The 16,852-nt window shown below is 55.0% G+C and carries 20 protein-coding genes; all 20 read left to right on the top strand.

The genetic code is table 11. The annotated features are described in order from the left end of the window. Positions 1-24 precede the first annotated feature (24 nt). The 20 genes from D3F01_RS08715 to D3F01_RS08810 all read left to right on the top strand — a co-directional run bounded on the left by D3F01_RS08715 (position 25) and on the right by D3F01_RS08810 (position 16,789). Positions 25-690 carry a phage tail assembly protein gene (locus D3F01_RS08715; protein ID WP_242887983.1) on the top strand — a complete coding sequence of 222 codons (666 nt, stop codon included), beginning with the start codon at positions 25-27 and terminating at the stop codon, positions 688-690. 127 nt (positions 691-817) lie between these two features. Next, positions 818-4,879: a phage tail tape measure protein gene (locus tag D3F01_RS08720; RefSeq protein ID WP_242887985.1), complete on the top strand. Its 4,062-nt coding sequence runs from the start codon at positions 818-820 to the stop codon at positions 4,877-4,879. Between the two features lie 12 nt (positions 4,880-4,891). Next, on the top strand, positions 4,892-5,095 hold the full coding sequence (locus tag D3F01_RS08725) for a tail protein X (RefSeq protein WP_242887987.1): 204 nt from the start codon (positions 4,892-4,894) through the stop codon (positions 5,093-5,095). Between the two features lie 12 nt (positions 5,096-5,107). Further along, entirely contained in the window at positions 5,108-6,112 is a 1,005-nt protein-coding gene (locus D3F01_RS08730) for a preprotein translocase subunit TatB (protein WP_242887989.1), read from the top strand. 4 nt (positions 6,113-6,116) lie between these two features. Continuing rightward, complete coding sequence (locus tag D3F01_RS08735; RefSeq protein ID WP_120020096.1) at positions 6,117-6,755, top strand: phage baseplate protein; 639 nt, start codon at positions 6,117-6,119, stop codon at positions 6,753-6,755. A 12-nt stretch (positions 6,756-6,767) separates the two neighbouring features. Then, positions 6,768-7,172, top strand: coding sequence for a phage tail protein (locus tag D3F01_RS08740; protein ID WP_120020097.1), 405 nt, complete (start codon positions 6,768-6,770; stop codon positions 7,170-7,172). Then, on the top strand, positions 7,169-7,495 hold the full coding sequence (locus D3F01_RS08745; RefSeq protein WP_156060157.1) for a lysozyme: 327 nt from the start codon (positions 7,169-7,171) through the stop codon (positions 7,493-7,495). The genes D3F01_RS08740 and D3F01_RS08745 overlap by 4 nt, the downstream gene beginning before the upstream one ends. Then, positions 7,488-8,669, top strand: coding sequence for a baseplate J/gp47 family protein (locus D3F01_RS08750; protein WP_197036967.1), 1,182 nt, complete (start codon positions 7,488-7,490; stop codon positions 8,667-8,669). The genes D3F01_RS08745 and D3F01_RS08750 overlap by 8 nt, the downstream gene beginning before the upstream one ends. Beyond that, a complete protein-coding gene (locus D3F01_RS08755; RefSeq protein WP_156060159.1) occupies positions 8,662-9,675 on the top strand; it encodes a phage tail protein I in 1,014 nt (337 codons plus the stop codon). Before D3F01_RS08750 ends, D3F01_RS08755 begins: the two co-directional genes overlap by 8 nt. A 54-nt stretch (positions 9,676-9,729) precedes the next feature. Next, positions 9,730-10,089: a hypothetical protein gene (locus D3F01_RS08760; RefSeq protein ID WP_120020101.1), complete on the top strand. Its 360-nt coding sequence runs from the start codon at positions 9,730-9,732 to the stop codon at positions 10,087-10,089. 20 nt (positions 10,090-10,109) lie between these two features. After that, positions 10,110-10,733, top strand: a complete 624-nt coding sequence (locus D3F01_RS08765; RefSeq protein ID WP_120020102.1) for a hypothetical protein — start codon at positions 10,110-10,112, stop codon at positions 10,731-10,733. Then, positions 10,733-11,149: a hypothetical protein gene (locus tag D3F01_RS08770; protein WP_156060161.1), complete on the top strand. Its 417-nt coding sequence runs from the start codon at positions 10,733-10,735 to the stop codon at positions 11,147-11,149. The genes D3F01_RS08765 and D3F01_RS08770 overlap by 1 nt, the downstream gene beginning before the upstream one ends. A gap of 14 nt (positions 11,150-11,163) precedes the next feature. After that, a complete protein-coding gene (locus D3F01_RS08775; protein ID WP_242887992.1) occupies positions 11,164-12,273 on the top strand; it encodes a hypothetical protein in 1,110 nt (369 codons plus the stop codon). 100 nt (positions 12,274-12,373) lie between these two features. Next, positions 12,374-12,778, top strand: a complete 405-nt coding sequence (locus D3F01_RS08780) for a four helix bundle protein (RefSeq protein ID WP_120020105.1) — start codon at positions 12,374-12,376, stop codon at positions 12,776-12,778. Positions 12,779-13,007: 229 nt separating this feature from the next. Then, on the top strand, positions 13,008-14,276 hold the full coding sequence (locus D3F01_RS08785; protein WP_242887995.1) for a reverse transcriptase/maturase family protein: 1,269 nt from the start codon (positions 13,008-13,010) through the stop codon (positions 14,274-14,276). Then, entirely contained in the window at positions 14,257-14,427 is a 171-nt protein-coding gene (locus D3F01_RS08790) for a hypothetical protein (protein WP_165853658.1), read from the top strand. Before D3F01_RS08785 ends, D3F01_RS08790 begins: the two co-directional genes overlap by 20 nt. Beyond that, positions 14,417-14,830, top strand: a complete 414-nt coding sequence (locus D3F01_RS08795) for a D-Ala-D-Ala carboxypeptidase family metallohydrolase (RefSeq protein WP_156075096.1) — start codon at positions 14,417-14,419, stop codon at positions 14,828-14,830. Before D3F01_RS08790 ends, D3F01_RS08795 begins: the two co-directional genes overlap by 11 nt. 18 nt (positions 14,831-14,848) lie before the next feature. After that, complete coding sequence (locus tag D3F01_RS08800) at positions 14,849-15,250, top strand: hypothetical protein (protein ID WP_120020107.1); 402 nt, start codon at positions 14,849-14,851, stop codon at positions 15,248-15,250. Positions 15,251-15,253: 3 nt separating this feature from the next. Beyond that, the gene (locus D3F01_RS08805; RefSeq protein ID WP_242887997.1) at positions 15,254-15,574 is read left to right on the top strand and encodes a hypothetical protein; all 321 of its coding nucleotides are present in this window, start codon (positions 15,254-15,256) and stop codon (positions 15,572-15,574) included. A gap of 147 nt (positions 15,575-15,721) precedes the next feature. Continuing rightward, positions 15,722-16,789 (top strand): IS30 family transposase, encoded by a 1,068-nt coding sequence (locus D3F01_RS08810; RefSeq protein WP_120020109.1) that lies wholly within the window; start codon positions 15,722-15,724, stop codon positions 16,787-16,789. Positions 16,790-16,852 lie beyond the last annotated feature (63 nt).

The raw sequence follows: 16,852 nt of genomic DNA on the forward strand, positions 1-16,852 counted from the left end.
ATCTGACAGAAAGGAAACTTCATCATGGAGAAGAACATTTCTACCGCCGCAGAGCAGACCGAAACCGCAGAGGTCAAGAAGAACCCGAAGATCATCGAGCTGGCCCGTCCCTATAAGTTCGACGACAAGGAGTATACCGAGATCGACCTGTCCGGTCTGGACGGCCTGACCATCAAGGACGCGGTGCTTATCATCAAGAAGCTGTACAACGAGGGTGAGCTGGCCGCGATGATTACCCCCGAAACTGCCACCGCATACACCGACGCTCTGGCCGCAGCAGCAACGAAGCTCCCCATTGAGTTCTTCCAGTTGCTTCCCATCGGCGCAAGCAAAAAGGTACGCCAGACCGTACAGGCATCCCTCCGCAGCGCGACGGCAGAGGACGGCGACGACAAGGACGATCATAGCCACGTCATGAAGTTCGGCAAGCCCTATACCTACAAGGGCGAAACCTACACTTCCGTTGATCTGTCCGGTGTCGCCAACATGACCGGCATGAATGTCCGTCAGGCGGAGAACCGCATGGAGGAAGAGGACATTCGCGCAGCAGAAAAGACCCTGAACTACTACTACTGCTGCCTGATCGCTTCTATGGCGACCGGCAAGGATGTTGCGTTCTTCCTCGGCCTGCCCCTGTCGGAAGCTGTGCAGCTCCGCGCAGGTGTCAACCACAAGGATTTTTTCGCTTAAAGGGCGGCTACAAAACAATCAGAAAGGCGGCGATAGCTCTCGCCACAGTCACGCACACAAGCGCAGATTTTTACCTGAACTTGCCTGTGCGTGAGCTGGTGGAGATTCACGGGGAGGTTGCGGAGGAATGGCAAAAAATCAAGAACTAGAGCTTTCCATCCTGATCGGCGGTCACGTTGACAATTCGCTTGCACAAGCGGTTAAGCTGGCGAACACGCAGATCGGGAGCGTTGCAAACGGAGCATCGAAGTTCGCGGCGAATATTGCCAAAGGCGCAGTAGCCGCCGCCGGTGGCGTAGCCGCGGGAGTGGTGAACACCACGAAAGAAGCGGTGGCGTTTGAAAGCGAAATGCTGGATGTGACAAAGTACGTTAGCGGCCTGACGGACGACAACGGAAAAGTCGTCAAGGAAAACTACGATGAAATGTCGAAAGGCATTCTTGATTTAAGCACCCAGATTCCGTACACCGCCGAAGAGCTGACCCGCCTTGCGGCTGCTGCTGGTCAGTCCGGCAAGAACATGGACGACTTGCTTGGCAAGGAGCAGTTCTTGAAAGACGTTGCCGAAATGGGAACGGCTATGGACATTTCCGCAGATCAGGCGGGCGACTGGGCCGCAAAGTGGGAAGTTGCGTTTGATACGGATCATGAGGGTGTCATGAAGCTGGCCGACCAGATCAACTATCTGGGTGCGCATTATGCGACGACCGCCGCAGAAATTGCACAGACGGTGAACGATACCGGCTCCCTTGGCATGATCGCCGGTATGGACACGGATCAAACGGCGGCACTGTCCACCGCTCTGCTGGCGATGGGCGTAAACTCAAACACAGTCGCAACGTCCATTCGCCGTATGTACACCAACTTGACGATGGGTTCCAAAGCAACAAAGGCACAGCATGAAGCCTTTGAAGAGTTGGGGTTCAGCGCGACACAGTTTGCAAAAGATATGCAAAAGGTCGATGCAAACGGAAAGTCCCTTGCACCGGAAGCATTGAAACGGCTCTTCACAGCAATAGGCCAGCAGGACGAGGATAAACAGGTTGGCTATCTGAAAACGCTGCTCGGCCAATGGGCCATTGAGAGCGGCGCAAAGCTGACCGGGAACCTCAAACTGTTCGTGGACACGCTGGACGATGTAAGCGATGCTTCTAAATACACTGGCAGTATGTACAAGGAGTTTATGCTGAAATGCGAAACCTCCGAATCCGTACTGGAAATGTTGAGCAACGCATGGCGGGCTGTCCGTATCGAGGTTGGAAACAATTTCCTGCCAATTCTGAAAGACGTTGCGGGGTTTGGGCTTGATAAGCTGAACGACTTCCGCGCAGCCCTGCCGGATATAACGGCACGGGTAAAGGAAGTAATCGAGTACCTGCTGAATAACGGCGACAAGGTAGCCGCCACAATCGGCGGCATCGGTGCGGCGTGGGCTGGTATGAGGTTCGCACCGCAGATTCTTCAAGTCGTCAGCGGGGTCACAAAGGGAGTGAGTGGAACCGCTACCGGCGGCGGGAAGATTTTCAACGGTATCCGCACCATTGCCAGCGGCATGAGCTACGGCGCACAGATGGCGGGCATCGGCCCGCAGCCGCAAAACTCGTTCCTGAAAAATATTGCGACTAAGGCGAACGGTGCGGGTGTTGGCCTGTGGGCTACACTGAAAAACTTTACCGGCCTGACAAAGAACGATGGAAAAACAAAAATCGACTTTGTTCGAGACGTTATGGGCGCATCGGAACGCGGGCAGACCATCCGGCAGAGCTTCCCTTATATCAACGGCGTTATGTCTGCCGCGTCTGACTTCGGAAAGACGAAAATCGCATCCGGCATCGGTGGCGTTACCAAGCAGATTTTCACGGGAATCATCGGCCCGAACGGTATCGACGTGGCGAAACTTGCAGGAGGACTAAAAAACTTCGGTGGAGCTACGGCTGCTGTATTTGGAGCGATGCCCGGAAATGCTGCAAAAGCTGGCGTGAATTTCCTCTCAAAGATGAACTTTGCAAACGGTACTGGTTTGGGAAGAACCATCTACCGAATGGCAAACAGCACGCAGGGATTGAGCGGAAAGGCTGCTCTTGCGCAGATGGGGTACATCTTCAACCAGACGCGCCCCGGACAAGTGCTGTCTGGCGCAACCGGATTTGTTAAAAATGCAGCTCCGGCGGTGGCAGACTTCGGCGGCAAGGCGTTCGGGCTGGGCAAGGCCGTGGCATCGCCCGTCCTGAAAGGCGGCTTCAACATCTTCGCGGGCCTTATGTCCACATTCGGCCCGGTGATCGCCGGTCTTGGTTCTGTGATCGCGGTGGTCAGCCTGCTGGGAGATCACTTCGAGGACATTCGCCAAATCATCGGACAGGTGTTTGGCGAAAAGGGCCTGACGCTCTTTGATGGATTCACCGGGAAAGTGCAGGGTATCGCAGGGAACATCCACGACACATTGGCCGGTGCGTTCTCACTGGAAAACCTGCAAAATATCCAGCAGAGTTTGAGCGGGAAAAGCATCTTCGGCATCGACGATCTGGGAACTACGTTCGGCGCGGTGATCCCGATTATCGAGTCGGTAAAGGGTTTGATCGGCCAGATCGTAGACCTCGGAGTGAACCACATTAAGCCGCTGTTGGCAGATGTGTTGAGCTTCGCGGTAAACGATTTGTTCCCGGCGGTGTCGCCGCTGATAAGCATGATTATCAGTCTGGTCGGCACGACCCTGATAAATGCGATCAAGCTGGTGGTCGATGTAATCCACGGCCTGCTGCCGGTGATCGAGCCTGTGATTCAGTCTATCGTTGGGCTGATAAAGGGCATCGTATCGGTGACGATTACGGTCGTCAACGGTATCATTCGCGCCCTGAATAGTTTCTCGTTCACGGTTCCCCAGTGGCTTGAAAATGTCCCGGTGGCGAAGAACTTCGCCGGTAAGACATTCGGCTTCAACCTGTCGGAAGTGGCAATGCCCGCTTTCGCCAACGGCGGCTTTACCCGCGGGGTGAGTATCGCCGGTGAAGCTGGCACAGAAGCCGTCATTTCTTTCAAGCCCAGTGTCCATGACAGCAACGTGGAAAACTGGGTGCGGGCTGGCCGTATGTTGGGCGTGTCCGGTGAGGATGCGACCCGCGCAGCCGGTGTGCAGAACGTCCAGTATTTTGCGAACGGCGGTTTCACCGACGGAAGCAAGGAAAAGCTGGACAAGTTGATCGACTTCTCCAACGCATACGGAGAATATGCACTCCGTTCCAACGGCATCAAGTCCACCGGTGATGTGGTGTCGATGATGTGGACGGTGGCAAACAACGCCATGTCCGGGGACGGCTCCTTGGAGCTGGTGGCGACCAGCATCGCCGCCGACGTTGCTCCCATCATCCTGAACAAGTATCTGGGAAGTGACAGCACGATAACAAAGGCCGTGACCGAAGCGGCCAAGACCTATAATGGCGGCACGGTGCTGTCGAGCTGGGAAAACGGTGTTCTGACCGACACCGGAACACCGCTCTATATGCTGTCGCAGCAGGATGCGGCACAGCTGCCCGCCACGGAAGCACCCGATGTTCCGGCTGAAACGTACCAGACCGCGAAAGAATCTGCGGAGAACAGCGCAAGTGCAACGGGCAACGAGAAGTTGGACAACCTGATCGACTTCTCCAAAGCCTATGCCGACTACGCTCTGCGCTCCAACGGCATCCGCACGGCGGGGGACGCAGCATCTATGCTGTGGACGGTCGCCAACAACTCGCTGGCCGGTGACGGCTCTCTGGCTCTGGCAGCTACCAGCATTGCCGCTGATGTTGCCCCGCTGGTACTGAACAAGTATTTTGGCGGAAACAGCACGATCACCTCTATGTTGACCGAAGCGGCCAAGACCTATAATGGCGGCACGGTGCTGTCGAGCTGGGAAAACGGTGTTCTGACCGACACCGGAACACCGCTCTATATGCTGCCGCAGAGGGACACCGAGAAAACCCTGCCGGATATGCCGTCCAGTGCCTACCGCGCCGCGGGCGGCGGTGACGGCGGAAGTTCCAGCAGCATCAAGGATTCCCAGTTTGTCTTTTCGCCGCACATCACTGTCGGCAGCGGGACAAACATGGAAGAGCTTGAACGTGAAATGCGGAAGCTGTTTGAAGAGTTCAAACAGGAAATACGTGAAGAAGAGCGTGAACAGGGCCGCGTCAAATATGCTTCGTAAGGGGGTGGCCTGATGGCGTACACGACAAAGAGCGGCGACACTTGGGACGGCATTGCGAAAACCGTCTACGGTGACGAGCTGAAAGCCGATGTGCTGATGGCCGCAAACCGGGAGTACATCGAGATTTACAGATTCGATTCCGGCGTTGAGCTAGTCACGCCGGACATTGAAGAAGAGGTGGCGGCAAACGATAACCTGCCGCCGTGGAAAAGGTAGGTGGTGATATATATGATTGCGATTCAGCCCAGAAAAACGATCCTGAAATTGGAGTACAACGACACCGATATTTCCGGGGACATTTCCGGGGATGTGGAGAGCTTCACCTATAACGACCGGGGGGCAGATTCGAGCGACAGCATTTCCATCAAGGTAAACGCGGTGGATAATAAGTGGATCAACTCGTGGTTGCCGGATAAGGAAGCTGTGCTACACCCGACACTCTGCACGAAAAACTGGATCGTGCAGGGTGACAGCACCCCGCTTGACTGCGGGACGCTGGTGGTGGACGATCTCAGCTATTCCGCTGGGCCGTGTGTGCTGACCATCGGCGCGGTGGCCCGTCCGAACGGAACGAGCTTTCACGAAAAAAAACAAGAGTGCGTCTGGAAAAAGACCTCCATCAAGCGCATCGCTCAGACCATTGCCGACCGGTACGGGCTGGGGTGCAGCATGGATGCAGAGGACGTGGACATTGCGTTGAAAGAGCAGGACGACACGGATAGTTCGTTCCTGCAAAAACTTTGCAGCACCTATGGCCTGATCCTCAAAACCTACCGGAGCAAAATCTGGATTTTTGATCGTGAGCAGTACAAGAAAAAGGATGCAGTAGCAACCTTTACCCCGGCGGACATTGTGCCTAACTCTTTGAGCTGGAACACAACGCTTTCCGGGACGTACACCGGCGGAGAGTTCACCTACTCGAACCAAAAAAAGAAAGTCAACATCAAGGTCACAATCGGTACTGCCGACAGGATGCTGAAACTGAACCAGTATGCGTCCAGCGAAGCGGACGCAAAAAGGCAGCTTCAAGCGGCCATCGACAACAAGAACCATTCGGCCACGACCATTTCTTTTTCGACGATGGGAAACCTGAGTCTGTGTTCGACCATGTGCATCAATATAAAGGGACTAGGAAAACTGAACGGGAAGTATTACATGGACACCGTGAGCCACACGCTGAACAAATCTTCCGGTCTGGTGACGAAAGTTTCTGCAAGCAGAGTGGGAGGGTAACAGCATGAGCAGCGTTATCCGAATTGGATCTGTGTCCAAGGTGAACTACGAGGACGGAACCATTGAGGTTACATACGAGGATCGCGCCGATTCGGTCACGGATGAAATCTGCATGGTTTCCAATGCCATGTACCGGATGCCGGTCGTAGGCAAGCTGGTCTGCGTCCTCCACAACTCCGACAGTCAGGAAATGGGAACGTGCATCGGCACGATCTGGAATGAGGACAACAAGCCCGTCGAGGGCAAGAAAGGCCGCTACCGGCACGACTACAACGACGAGCAGGGAAAAGCATTTGAGCAGTACGACGGCGACACCGGCGACTACACGGAAACCATCGACGGCAATGTGAAAGAAACCGTTGGGAAGAACGTGGAGTACACCGTCAAGGGTGACATGACTTTCAAGGTGGGAAGTTCCACCGTAAAGGTGTGTCAGAACGGAACGGTTGAGATCAAGGGCGTTACGCTGAACTTCAACGGAACGACGGTGAACATCAAGGGATCGACCGTGAATATCTCTGGTGGCTCCGGCGATTGCAAGATCAACGGCATTTCTCTGGTAAACCACAAGCACACTCATTCTGGTGCGGCCACGGCTGGCCCGTATGTTGTTGCTGGCGAAACCGGAACTCCGACACCGTAAGGGGGTGATCCTATGGCATGGGGAAGCATTGGATGCTATGCGGGACTGATATTTACGGTATCAAGTTGGCGCGTCTTGACACCTGACAATATCACCGGGAGTACATCAAGCAACTGGGCCACGCACAGTGTAATCGGCGGCAAAGACAAGAGCGAGTACACGGGGCCGGGTTTGAAGTCGTACCAGTTTGAAATCCAGTTGGTTTCAAAGCTGGGCGTGAACCCGCGCAAAATCTTTGACGCACTCATGAAGCACTGTGAAGCTGGAACGATTGACTACTTCATCCTGAACAACAAACCTATGTCGCAGAATCCGTTCAAGTTGACAAAGGTGACGACGGGATGGGGTGCGGTGCATCGTTTCTGGGGACTGAAAGACGGTAAGGTTACTTTGACGTTGGAGGAATACGCACCGTGAGCGACGATATGGAAACTATGACGCTTGGCGGCTTCGACGTTGAGATTGAGCCGTCTGGCAAAACCGAAGAACTGGATATTTACAACTGTCTGCTGACACTCTATGGCAGCAAAGAGGGAGAACAAGCCCTTGACCGGGAGTTTGGCTTGAACATGGAATGTTTGAGTTTGCCCGCCGAAGCTGCACAGGCGATGCTCACGGCAGAGATCATTCGCAAAACAAAGAAGTACGAGCCGCGGGCGGAAGTGCTGGAAGTGGAGTATGAAACGAGCCACAGCCAGCAAGGACGCATCCGGCCAAAGGTGGTGGTACAGATTGTCTAACATTGCCGAGTTTGCCGATATACCGGAGTACAGCGTTACCGGAAACCTTACGTTGCAGGATGTAAGCAATCTGGTGACGGAAATCTATACCCGGAACTATAAGGCCGTGAACGGTACGGCCCCGCCCCTGAACAAAGCAGACCCGATTATGCTTACCCTGAAAAGCATGACGGAGCTGTACTACATGATGATTCAGATTGCGGAGAAGCGCACCCGCTGTGCGCTGCTGAAAACAGCGACCGGCGCAGAGCTGGACAACATGGGCTTGCCGTTTGGCGTGAAGCGCACCCCGGCAACCTATGCAACGGTGACGGTTCGCTTTACGCTGTCTGCCGTTCAGAAAACCGTTGCCATGATCCCGCAAGGAACCCGCGTCAGAACTGCCGCGGGGGTTTATTTTGCCACAATGGACTATGCACAGATCGACATTGGCAAGACCTATGTGGATGTGCTGGCACAGGCCGAAGTGGTAGGCGCGGGCGGCAACGACATTCCGCCCGGTGTTGTTGATACACTGGTTGATGCCATTCCGTATGTGGCGGCGGTGGAGAACACCGACACCAGCAGCGGCGGCGCAGACGTGGAGAGCGACGACAGCCTGACCCGTAGAATCTGGCTTTCTCCCACGACCTACTCCTGCGCTGGCCCAAAGGACGCTTACGAGTTCTGGGCTATGTCGTTTCGGTCGGACGTAGAGAGCGCAATCGCTGTCAGCCCGCGGGACGTGGCCTGCACGGTGTACATTTTCTTCATGCTGACCGGCGGCAAGATGCCGAGCGAAAAGGATATGAGCGAAATGCAAACGTATCTGATGAACGAAGCCCGCCGCCCTATGACAGACCGCGTAATCTGCAAAGCACCGGAAGAGGTGGAATATTCCATCGACTTCACCTATTACATCGGCTCTGGAAATTCCAAAGGCGCAAGCATTGTTCAGGAGAGCGTGGCAAAAGCGGTGGAGGAATTTCAGGAGTGGCAGCGTTCCATTGGTCGTGACATTAACCCGATGGAGCTGATCGCCCGCCTGCGGGCCGCTGGCGTGAAGCGAGTGGAGCTGCGCCAGCCGGTCGATAAGGTGATCGAGAACGGCATGGATTCGGGAAAAGCCGTTGTGCAGATTCCGAAACTGAGCGGAACGCCGACGATCATCTACGGAGGTATCGAGGATGATTAACCTGCGGGACGCAAGGATCACGGACGGCCTGCCGCGGATTGTTGCAGAACAGCCGTGGGCGCAAGTCCTGTCCGCTGTCTACGGAGAATTGCAAGACCGGATGTTTGAATATCTCGACACCGGCATGACGTTCTCCGAAGTGGACACCTGCGACGAGGGCGTGCTGGATCAGATGGCCGTTTACCTCAAAATCGAGTGGTACGACTCCACCGCCGACGTGGAAACGAAGCGGAGAATCGTCCGAACGGCGATTGAGATTCAGCGGTACGCCGGTACGGTCAAGGCCGTCCGGGAACAGGCAAGTGCCGTGTACCCTGATTCCGAGGTAGAAGAGTGGTTCGACTACGGCGGCACTCCGGGCTTCTGGCGGCTGAACGTCAACATTACGGAAGCGGCGGCGCAGTATCACACCATCCGGGAAATGGAGGACTTGCTGGGCTACACCAAACGCCTGTCTGCTCACCTTGAACAGATCAGCTACATGGTGCGGCACAGCATCGGCGTTGGCGTGACGGTGGAGTGCATGGCTTACAAAGTGCCGGAGTGCGGTATTCCGTACTGCGGAACATACTGGAAACCCGCCCAACTGGGCTACTCGACCGGCGCAGAGCTGGACGCAGCGGCGAACACCGGAGTGTTCCTTGCGTTCCCGAAAATCACCGGCACAATCCCGGAGGTGGCGACGAAAGGTTGGAGCGCAGGACAAGAGCTGCAAACCACCCCGGCGGTGGATGGCTACTCCATCACCCCGGCGGAAACCGGTAGCGGCGTGACCGGCGACCTGCCCGTTACCAGCACAAAGGGCTACACCGCCAATATGCCGCTTTACTCTGAAACCAGAGTGGAAGCATTCACCGGAAGTCCGGGAGAAGCGGGCGATTCGACCACCGGCACAAAGCCGAGCGCGGCAACGCTGGGAACCAGCGCAGCGGCCACGGCGGGCGGTCAGGTGAAAGTCGAAGCGTTCAAGATCACGCCGCGTGTCTGCGGCAAGACCTACCTGTAACAAGCTGCAACAGCCCGCAAGGGCTTTTTCTTTTGCAGAGAAAGGAGAAAGAGGATGGCTTTTTTTACGGATAATTTTCTGAATAACCGCCGTGCTGAACTGCTGCGGGCGGTCACTCGCTTCCAGTACCAGCTCAACAAGAGCACTTGGGTTGACGGCGAGATCAACAGCAAGGAGATTGCCGGGACTGCCGTGGTGGTCTATGTCAATGCACCGAGTTCCGGTGCAAAGGACACAATCACCGGTGTGCGCGTCTACGACAACAACGGTGTGCTGGCCGGGAGCCAGAGCGTGAGCCTGTCCCGCGACAGCATCAATGCCGGTCTGCTGCGGTTTACGTTCCCGCTGATCGAGGTCGAACCCGAAGTGCTGCGGCTGGCGGAAGCAAACGCAGAACTGGAAAAGACTTTCTGAGCAAGGAGGGATAGAAGAAAATGCTGATGTTTAAGAGAACCTTTTGGCGCAACCATGTTGAGGATCAGGACGGCAAGGTTATCCAGCAGGGTACATTGCTGGAACAGGATCAGTTCAACCGTATGGAGGTTGGTATCTCTGATTCCAACATGGCGGCGAACATCATCCACATTATGCTGCTCTGGTTCGGTCGTCGTCTGGGTGTGCTGGAAACGTCCAGCAACAGCCACGACACCGACATTGCCAGCATCAAGACCCTGAACGGCCAGCAGGACACCCGGCTGGCCGCACTGGAAAAGACCACCGGCAGTCACACTACGGACATTGCCAGCATGAAGAACACCGACACGCAGCAGAACAGCCGCTTGTCTGCGCTGGAACCGGAGGTGGCGGCAGAAGTCAAAGAGGTGACGCTGAAAAACGGCAGCAAGTGGCCGTTCGGGATCAACGAGGTCAGCGTGGGACTGGCAAAGACCCGAAAGAATGCCAACTATGGCGTGGACGTGTACGTTAAGAGCTACACCGGCGGGCGGCTGGGGGACATTACCGTGTCCGGTAAGCTGACCAACGGTTTCAAGCTGAAACATGACGGCTCTGCTCAGACCGTCGTGGTCGTTGTGAGAGTAACGGGAGGTATGAACTGATGAATGTTATCGAACTGAACGAGGGCAGAAAGGTTGAGTATGAGCTGCGCGGCACGAAGCTGGACTTCGCAGACGGCACTCTGACCATGAACCTTGCCAAGTACCAGCGTGACTACCCTGTGACCAAGACCATCACCGGCGATGCCGAGGGCAATCTGCTGATCGACGGCAGCGACAGCCGCTTCTATGTCGCAGAGGTAGAAATCCCCGCAATCGAGTATGAGGACGTGGAGGTTGAGGGCGAAGCCGAAAACGCTACCATGACCGAAGCTGTGGAGGGTGAAACCGAAGCAGCAGAGGACACCACGGCGGAAGATACCGCCCACAAGACCCACATCGAGCGCAAGGCCAAGCCGCTGAACACCGACGACGTGACCCTGCGCCTGTGGTCTATCGAAGATTTTGACATTCTGTAAGGGAGGAAAAAACTATGGCAACTAACTTTGATGCTACCCGCCTTGCGGTGCAGACTGCATTCCCCACCAATGACCTGCTCTTTGACGACAAGGAAATGCCGTCCATCCATGTGTTTATCCCGAAGTTCCGCCTGTGCGATGTGCTGTCCACCCAGAGCACCGAAACTCACCCGGCGTTCATCGTGAACGGCAAGGAGATTGACGGCTTCTGGTTTGGCAAGTATCAGAGCACCTGCACCGACACTGGCCGCGCATACAGCCTGCCCGCAGAAGATCCCACCGTGTCCCATCCGCTTGACTGGTTTGTGACCCAGACCAACGCCAAGGGCGCGGGCTGGCACGAGATCAGCAATGCAGAGTGGGCGGCGGTCGCGCTGTGGTGTCACAAGCACGGCTGTGAGCCGAAAGGCAACAACAACTACGGCAAGGATAGCTCCGAAACCTACTACGAAGCAATCCCTGTCCCCGGTGTGCAGGACAACGGCAAGACCGCCCGCGTCCGTACCGGCACTGGCCCGCTGACGTGGAGCCACAACGGGCGCATGGACGGCATCTGGGACATGAACGGTAATATTTGGGAGTGGTGCATCGGTCTGCGTCTGGTCAAGGGCGAGTTGCAGATCATCCCCAACAACAACGCCGCCGACAACAGCGTGAGCAACAGTGCATCCAGCAGCGCATGGCGGGCAATCAAGGCCAGTGACGGCTCTCTGGTTGCACCGGACGGCAACGGAACGACTACCGGAACCGTAAAGCTGAACTACACCGGCGGTCACTGGGAGTGGGACACCACGATCAGCGATTCCAAGGACGAGAGCCGTGGTGCGCTGTTCAAGAACACTACCGCCGCATCCAGCGTGGGCGATGCCGCGAAGCTGATCCTTATGTCCCTTGCCCTGATGCCGGACACCGCCCTGACCGGCGATGGTATTGATACAACCTATGGCAACGATAACTTCTGGGCGAACAATGCCGCTGACGAGCGGTGTCCGTTCCGCGGCGGCGACTGGGACGATGGCGAGGGTGCAGGCGTGTTCAGCTTGAGCCTCAGCGATCCGCGCTCTAATTCGTGGGCGGACGGCGGGGGCCGTTCCGCTTTTGTAAAGCTGCCCGCTGAAGCCTGATAAGCTGACGGGCTGCGCGGTAGCGCAGACCAAAGCAAAAATAGAACATAAGGCGCGGTGGGCCAGCGGCCCGCCGCGCTGATTTTTGGAGGTGTTGACTGTGCCGAACGCAGAAGCCGAAGTACCGCCCCAGCAGGGCGACAAAAAGAAAAAGCCTGAACCGTTCCATTTGGCGGAGAAAATCGGAGAAATGGTTGACTATGGCTACCCGCTCACAATGAGCTTTCCTCGGAAAGACCGTGAGCTGGCTGATGAACTTCGCAGAAGTATGTTGGCAATTCTCCGGTACAGCGTTGAGATAGACCGGCGATATTTCAAAAAGACCACCACGCAAAATATGGACGTGGAGCTGGCCGTATTGAGAAAGTTTGTCCGGCTGGCGGCGAGTAAGGATTTACACGGGGGCAAGTACCCGCCGCCCTTGACGATGCACCAGTATGAAACGTGGGCGAAATTCAACGATGAAATAGGCAGGCTGTTGGGCGGCTACATTGCTTCGCTCTAAAGCCTGCCGTTTTCATACGGGAACGGGTTATTTACGGCGTGTCCGATCCGCGGCGGCAACTGGAACAATGGCGAGAGTGCAGGCGTGTTCAACTTGAACCTCAACAATCCGCGCTCTAATTCGTGGACGAACAACGGGGGCCGTTCCGCTTTACACCACAAGAACATTTTTGTTCGGCGGGATTCCACGCCGGATATGGGGGCTGTGATCTACGGGTCGCAGTCGGTGTGTGGGTCTAAAGGAATCCGTTTCCGTTCCGGTCAGCACGACCGGAAAAAATATGTATTGCCGCGAAAACGGAAACGCTACGCGCGGCGCGGTGGAATTGAGGGCAGAAATGCCAAACGAAATAAACACGATTCAAAATGCGTGGAATGTGATCTGCGAGTTTGAATACCTCGTAGAAGCTGACCACTCAGCCCGCAAGGACAAACGATACCGGGCGGAAGTGCTGGCGTTTACTGCAAATCTGGAACACAATCTGTTTCAGATTCAAGAGCAGATGATCGCCGTGGACTGTCCGCTCGGCCCATACCGGAAACTGTGGGTGTCCGTGCCGAAGAAGCGGTTAGTGATGGCCTTGCCATACCCTGACCGGATCGTGCAATGGTCACTGTACCAATACCTCAATCCGATTTACGACCGGCTATTTATTGAGGACTCCTATGCCTGTCGCAAAGGCAAGGGAAGCCACAAGGCCGCAGCACGGTTACAATACTGGATGCGGCAAGTAGACCGGAAACCGGGGCCGGGATGGTACTACCTGAAACTGGATATAAGCAAGTTCTTTTACCGTGTGAACCATGCGAAGCTACTGAAAATTTTGGCAAAGCGTATCAAAGACCCGGAGTTGATGAAGTTCCTCGGAAGCGTGGTAAACAGCAGAGCAGAGCCGTTCGGGTTGCCCCGCGGCAAAGCCCCGCAAGATACCCCGCCGGAGGAATGGTTGTACGATGTGGGGATGCCGATAGGCAATCTCACTTCTCAACTCTTCGCCAATATTTACATGAACGAACTTGACCAGTATTGCAAGCACGTTCTGAAAATCCACTACTACATCCGGTACATGGACGACATTGTAATCCTTGGGGAGAACAAGGAAACCTTGCACGAGTGGAAAGAGAAGATCGAAACATTCCTGCATGAAGAGTTGGAGCTTGACCTGAACAATAAAACCTGCATCCGACCGGTGCGGATGGGCGTGGAGTTTGTTGGTGTGCGCATTTGGCCCACCTACATGAAGCTGCGCAAAAGCACGGTTGGCCGGTTGAAACGGGAGGTCAAGAAAATATCAGAGCTTTACGCTTCCGGGCAGATGGATGAAGAAGCGTTCAAACGCCGTGTTGCCAGTATTAAGGGGCTGCTGGAACACACGGAGAGTGAGAGTCTACGGTGGCGGCTGAACCAGATTTATCTTGATGCTGTACGGAAGTACGGAAAGACAGACCCAGAGGAAACGCTCTGGAAAGGAAAGAACGATGGAAAGAAAGTGGCCTGATCTGTGCGAAACGCTGCTCGGTAAGCTGGAAGCGGCGGGAGTAGACACGACCGCAGAACGCGGAGAGTTTGCCGTGCTGTACGCTGAGTGCTGCGCGGGCGGCTGTGGTAAGGCATTGAGCCGGAAAGGAAAAAAAGAAAATGGCAATTAACGCATATTCGCTGGCAAAGGATGGGGGCAAGAAACTGTCTGCAAACTTTACCGTGAAAGAGTTCCGTTGTAAGGATGGGACTGATCCCATCTTTATTGATGATGCTCTTGTGAAGCTGTTGCAGAATATCCGGGATCACTTCGGAAAAGCCGTGACGATCACAAGCGCATATCGCACTGCCGCCCACAACAAGGCGGTCAAGGGCGCAACGTATAGCCAGCATTGCTACGGCATGGCGGCAGATATTCGAGTGCAGGGCGTGGCCGTAGAAACGGTTGCGGCCTACGCCGAAACTCTGCTGAAAGATACCGGCGGCATTGGACGTTATCCCGTGAAGAACGGTCGCCCTGCTGGTTGGGTACATATCGACACCCGTGCGGTAAAGAGCCGTTGGGTTGGTTAAGAGTAGGAGGAAAACAGTATGGAGAACATTCTGAAAGTTTTTCTGATGGCATTCCCTGAATGGCTGGCTGTCATCTTTATGGTGGTCGGCCTTGTGGTCACGGCACTGGCAGCGGTACGTCTGGGCTATGGCCTTGTTGTCGCAAAGACCGTGTACAAGTGGATCGTCAATGCAGAAGAAAAGTTCGGTAGCGGCGCGGGCGCAGAAAAGAAAGCTCACGTCATTGCCGTACTGCGTGGGTATACCCCCGACTGGCTGGACTGGGCGATCAATGAGCGGACGCTGGACTGGATCGTGCAGATCGTGTTCAACTTCACCAAGAAGAAGCTCGAAGATTACATGGAAAAGAAATCCGCAGAAACCACTACTGTGGCCCACTTCGGTAACGTGGGGGAGGACAACAAGAATCGCAAGGAGTAAACGATGCTGGAATTTATCGTCAAATACTGGGCGCAATGGCTTTTCGGCATCGTGGCGGCAGGTCTGACCGCTGCATACCGTAATCTCTCCAAGAAGATCAAGGCGCAGAAAGAGGAAAACAAGGCAATCAAAAACGGTCTGCTGGCAATTCTCCACGACCGGCTATATCAGGCGTGTACCCATTACATCGAGAAAGGGTACATCGACCTGCCCGGTTTGAAGAACATTGAATACCTCTATAAGAGTTATCACGCTCTGGGAGGTAACGGAACCGGAACTGAATTGTATATGAGAGCAAAGGCACTCCCCATCCGGGACGACTGAGCTAAACTACATCCCCGCTGGTGATCCTACCCGGATCGCTGGCGGGGATTTTTTTTGTTGCCCTGCGGTGGCACCGTTGACAAAACGCCAAAAGTCGGTTACATTTGAAATGCGAAACAAAGCGACAAAGAAAGGAGGAAAAATAACGTGCGAAGATTCAAACATCTAACATGGACAGACCGGCTTCGGATCGAGAAGTGGCTGAACGAGGGCATGAAACCAAAGGACATTGCCAGCAAATTGCGGGTGCATATCTCCACGGTGTACAATGAGCTACACCGCGGGGAGTATCAGCGGCTGGTGGGCGATACATGGGAGTTTGTGAGCGCGTACAGCCCGGACATTGCGGAGCAGAAATACCAAGCGCACCTGCGGGACAAAGGCCCAGCCCTGAAAATCGGCAAGGATCACGAGCTTGCAAACTACATCGAAACCACGATCCTGAACAAAGAGTGCAGCCCGGCGGCGGTGTTCGGATATGCGCAGCAGGAGGGCAAGCAGTTCAAGACGAGCGTTTCTGTGCAGACGGTATACCACTATATAAAGAAAGGCTTGTTCCTGAATCTCACTCAAGAAGAACTGCCCCGGCACGGGAAACACAAGCAGGCATATAAGAAAGTCTGCAAGAAAGAAGCTGCTCGCGCCCCGGCGGGGGAGAGCATCGAACAGCGGCCCCCGGAAGTGAAAGAACGGCAGGAGTTCGGACACTGGGAGGGCGACACGGTGTATAGCGGCAAGGGAAAAGTAAAGACGACCTGTGCACTGTTCACCATGACGGAGCGCAAGACGCGCAACGAGATTATAATAGGAGTTCCGAACCGCAAGGCAGAAACCATTGTGAAAGCGGTTGACGCGCTGGAAAGGAAGCTGGGCGCAAGGAAGTTCCGGCTGATCTTCAAGAGCATCACGTTTGACAATGGCACAGAATTTGCGGCGGCGGATATGCTGGAACGGTCGTGCATCAACAAGACGATCCCGCGGACAAAGGTTTACTTCTGCCATCCCTATTCTTCATGGGAGCGCGGCAGCAATGAACACGTCAACGGCATGATTCGCAGGAAGCACCCGAAAGGTACGGACTTTTCAAAGGTTTCCAAAGAGCAGTTGGCGGAGACAGAGAAGTGGATCAATGAGTACCCGCGAAAAATCTTCGGGTACAAGAGCAGCGCGATCATGTTCCAACAGTGTTTGAATGAACTTGGCATAGCCATGTAAGAAAAGTGCAACACCACACCCCAAAAGAAAGCGTGGTAATAAAGAAAATACGGCGAACAGAAT

This window comes from Faecalibacterium sp. BCRC 81149 (assembly GCF_022750605.1).
GTDB classification, from domain to species: Bacteria; Bacillota; Clostridia; order Oscillospirales; family Ruminococcaceae; genus Faecalibacterium; species Faecalibacterium duncaniae.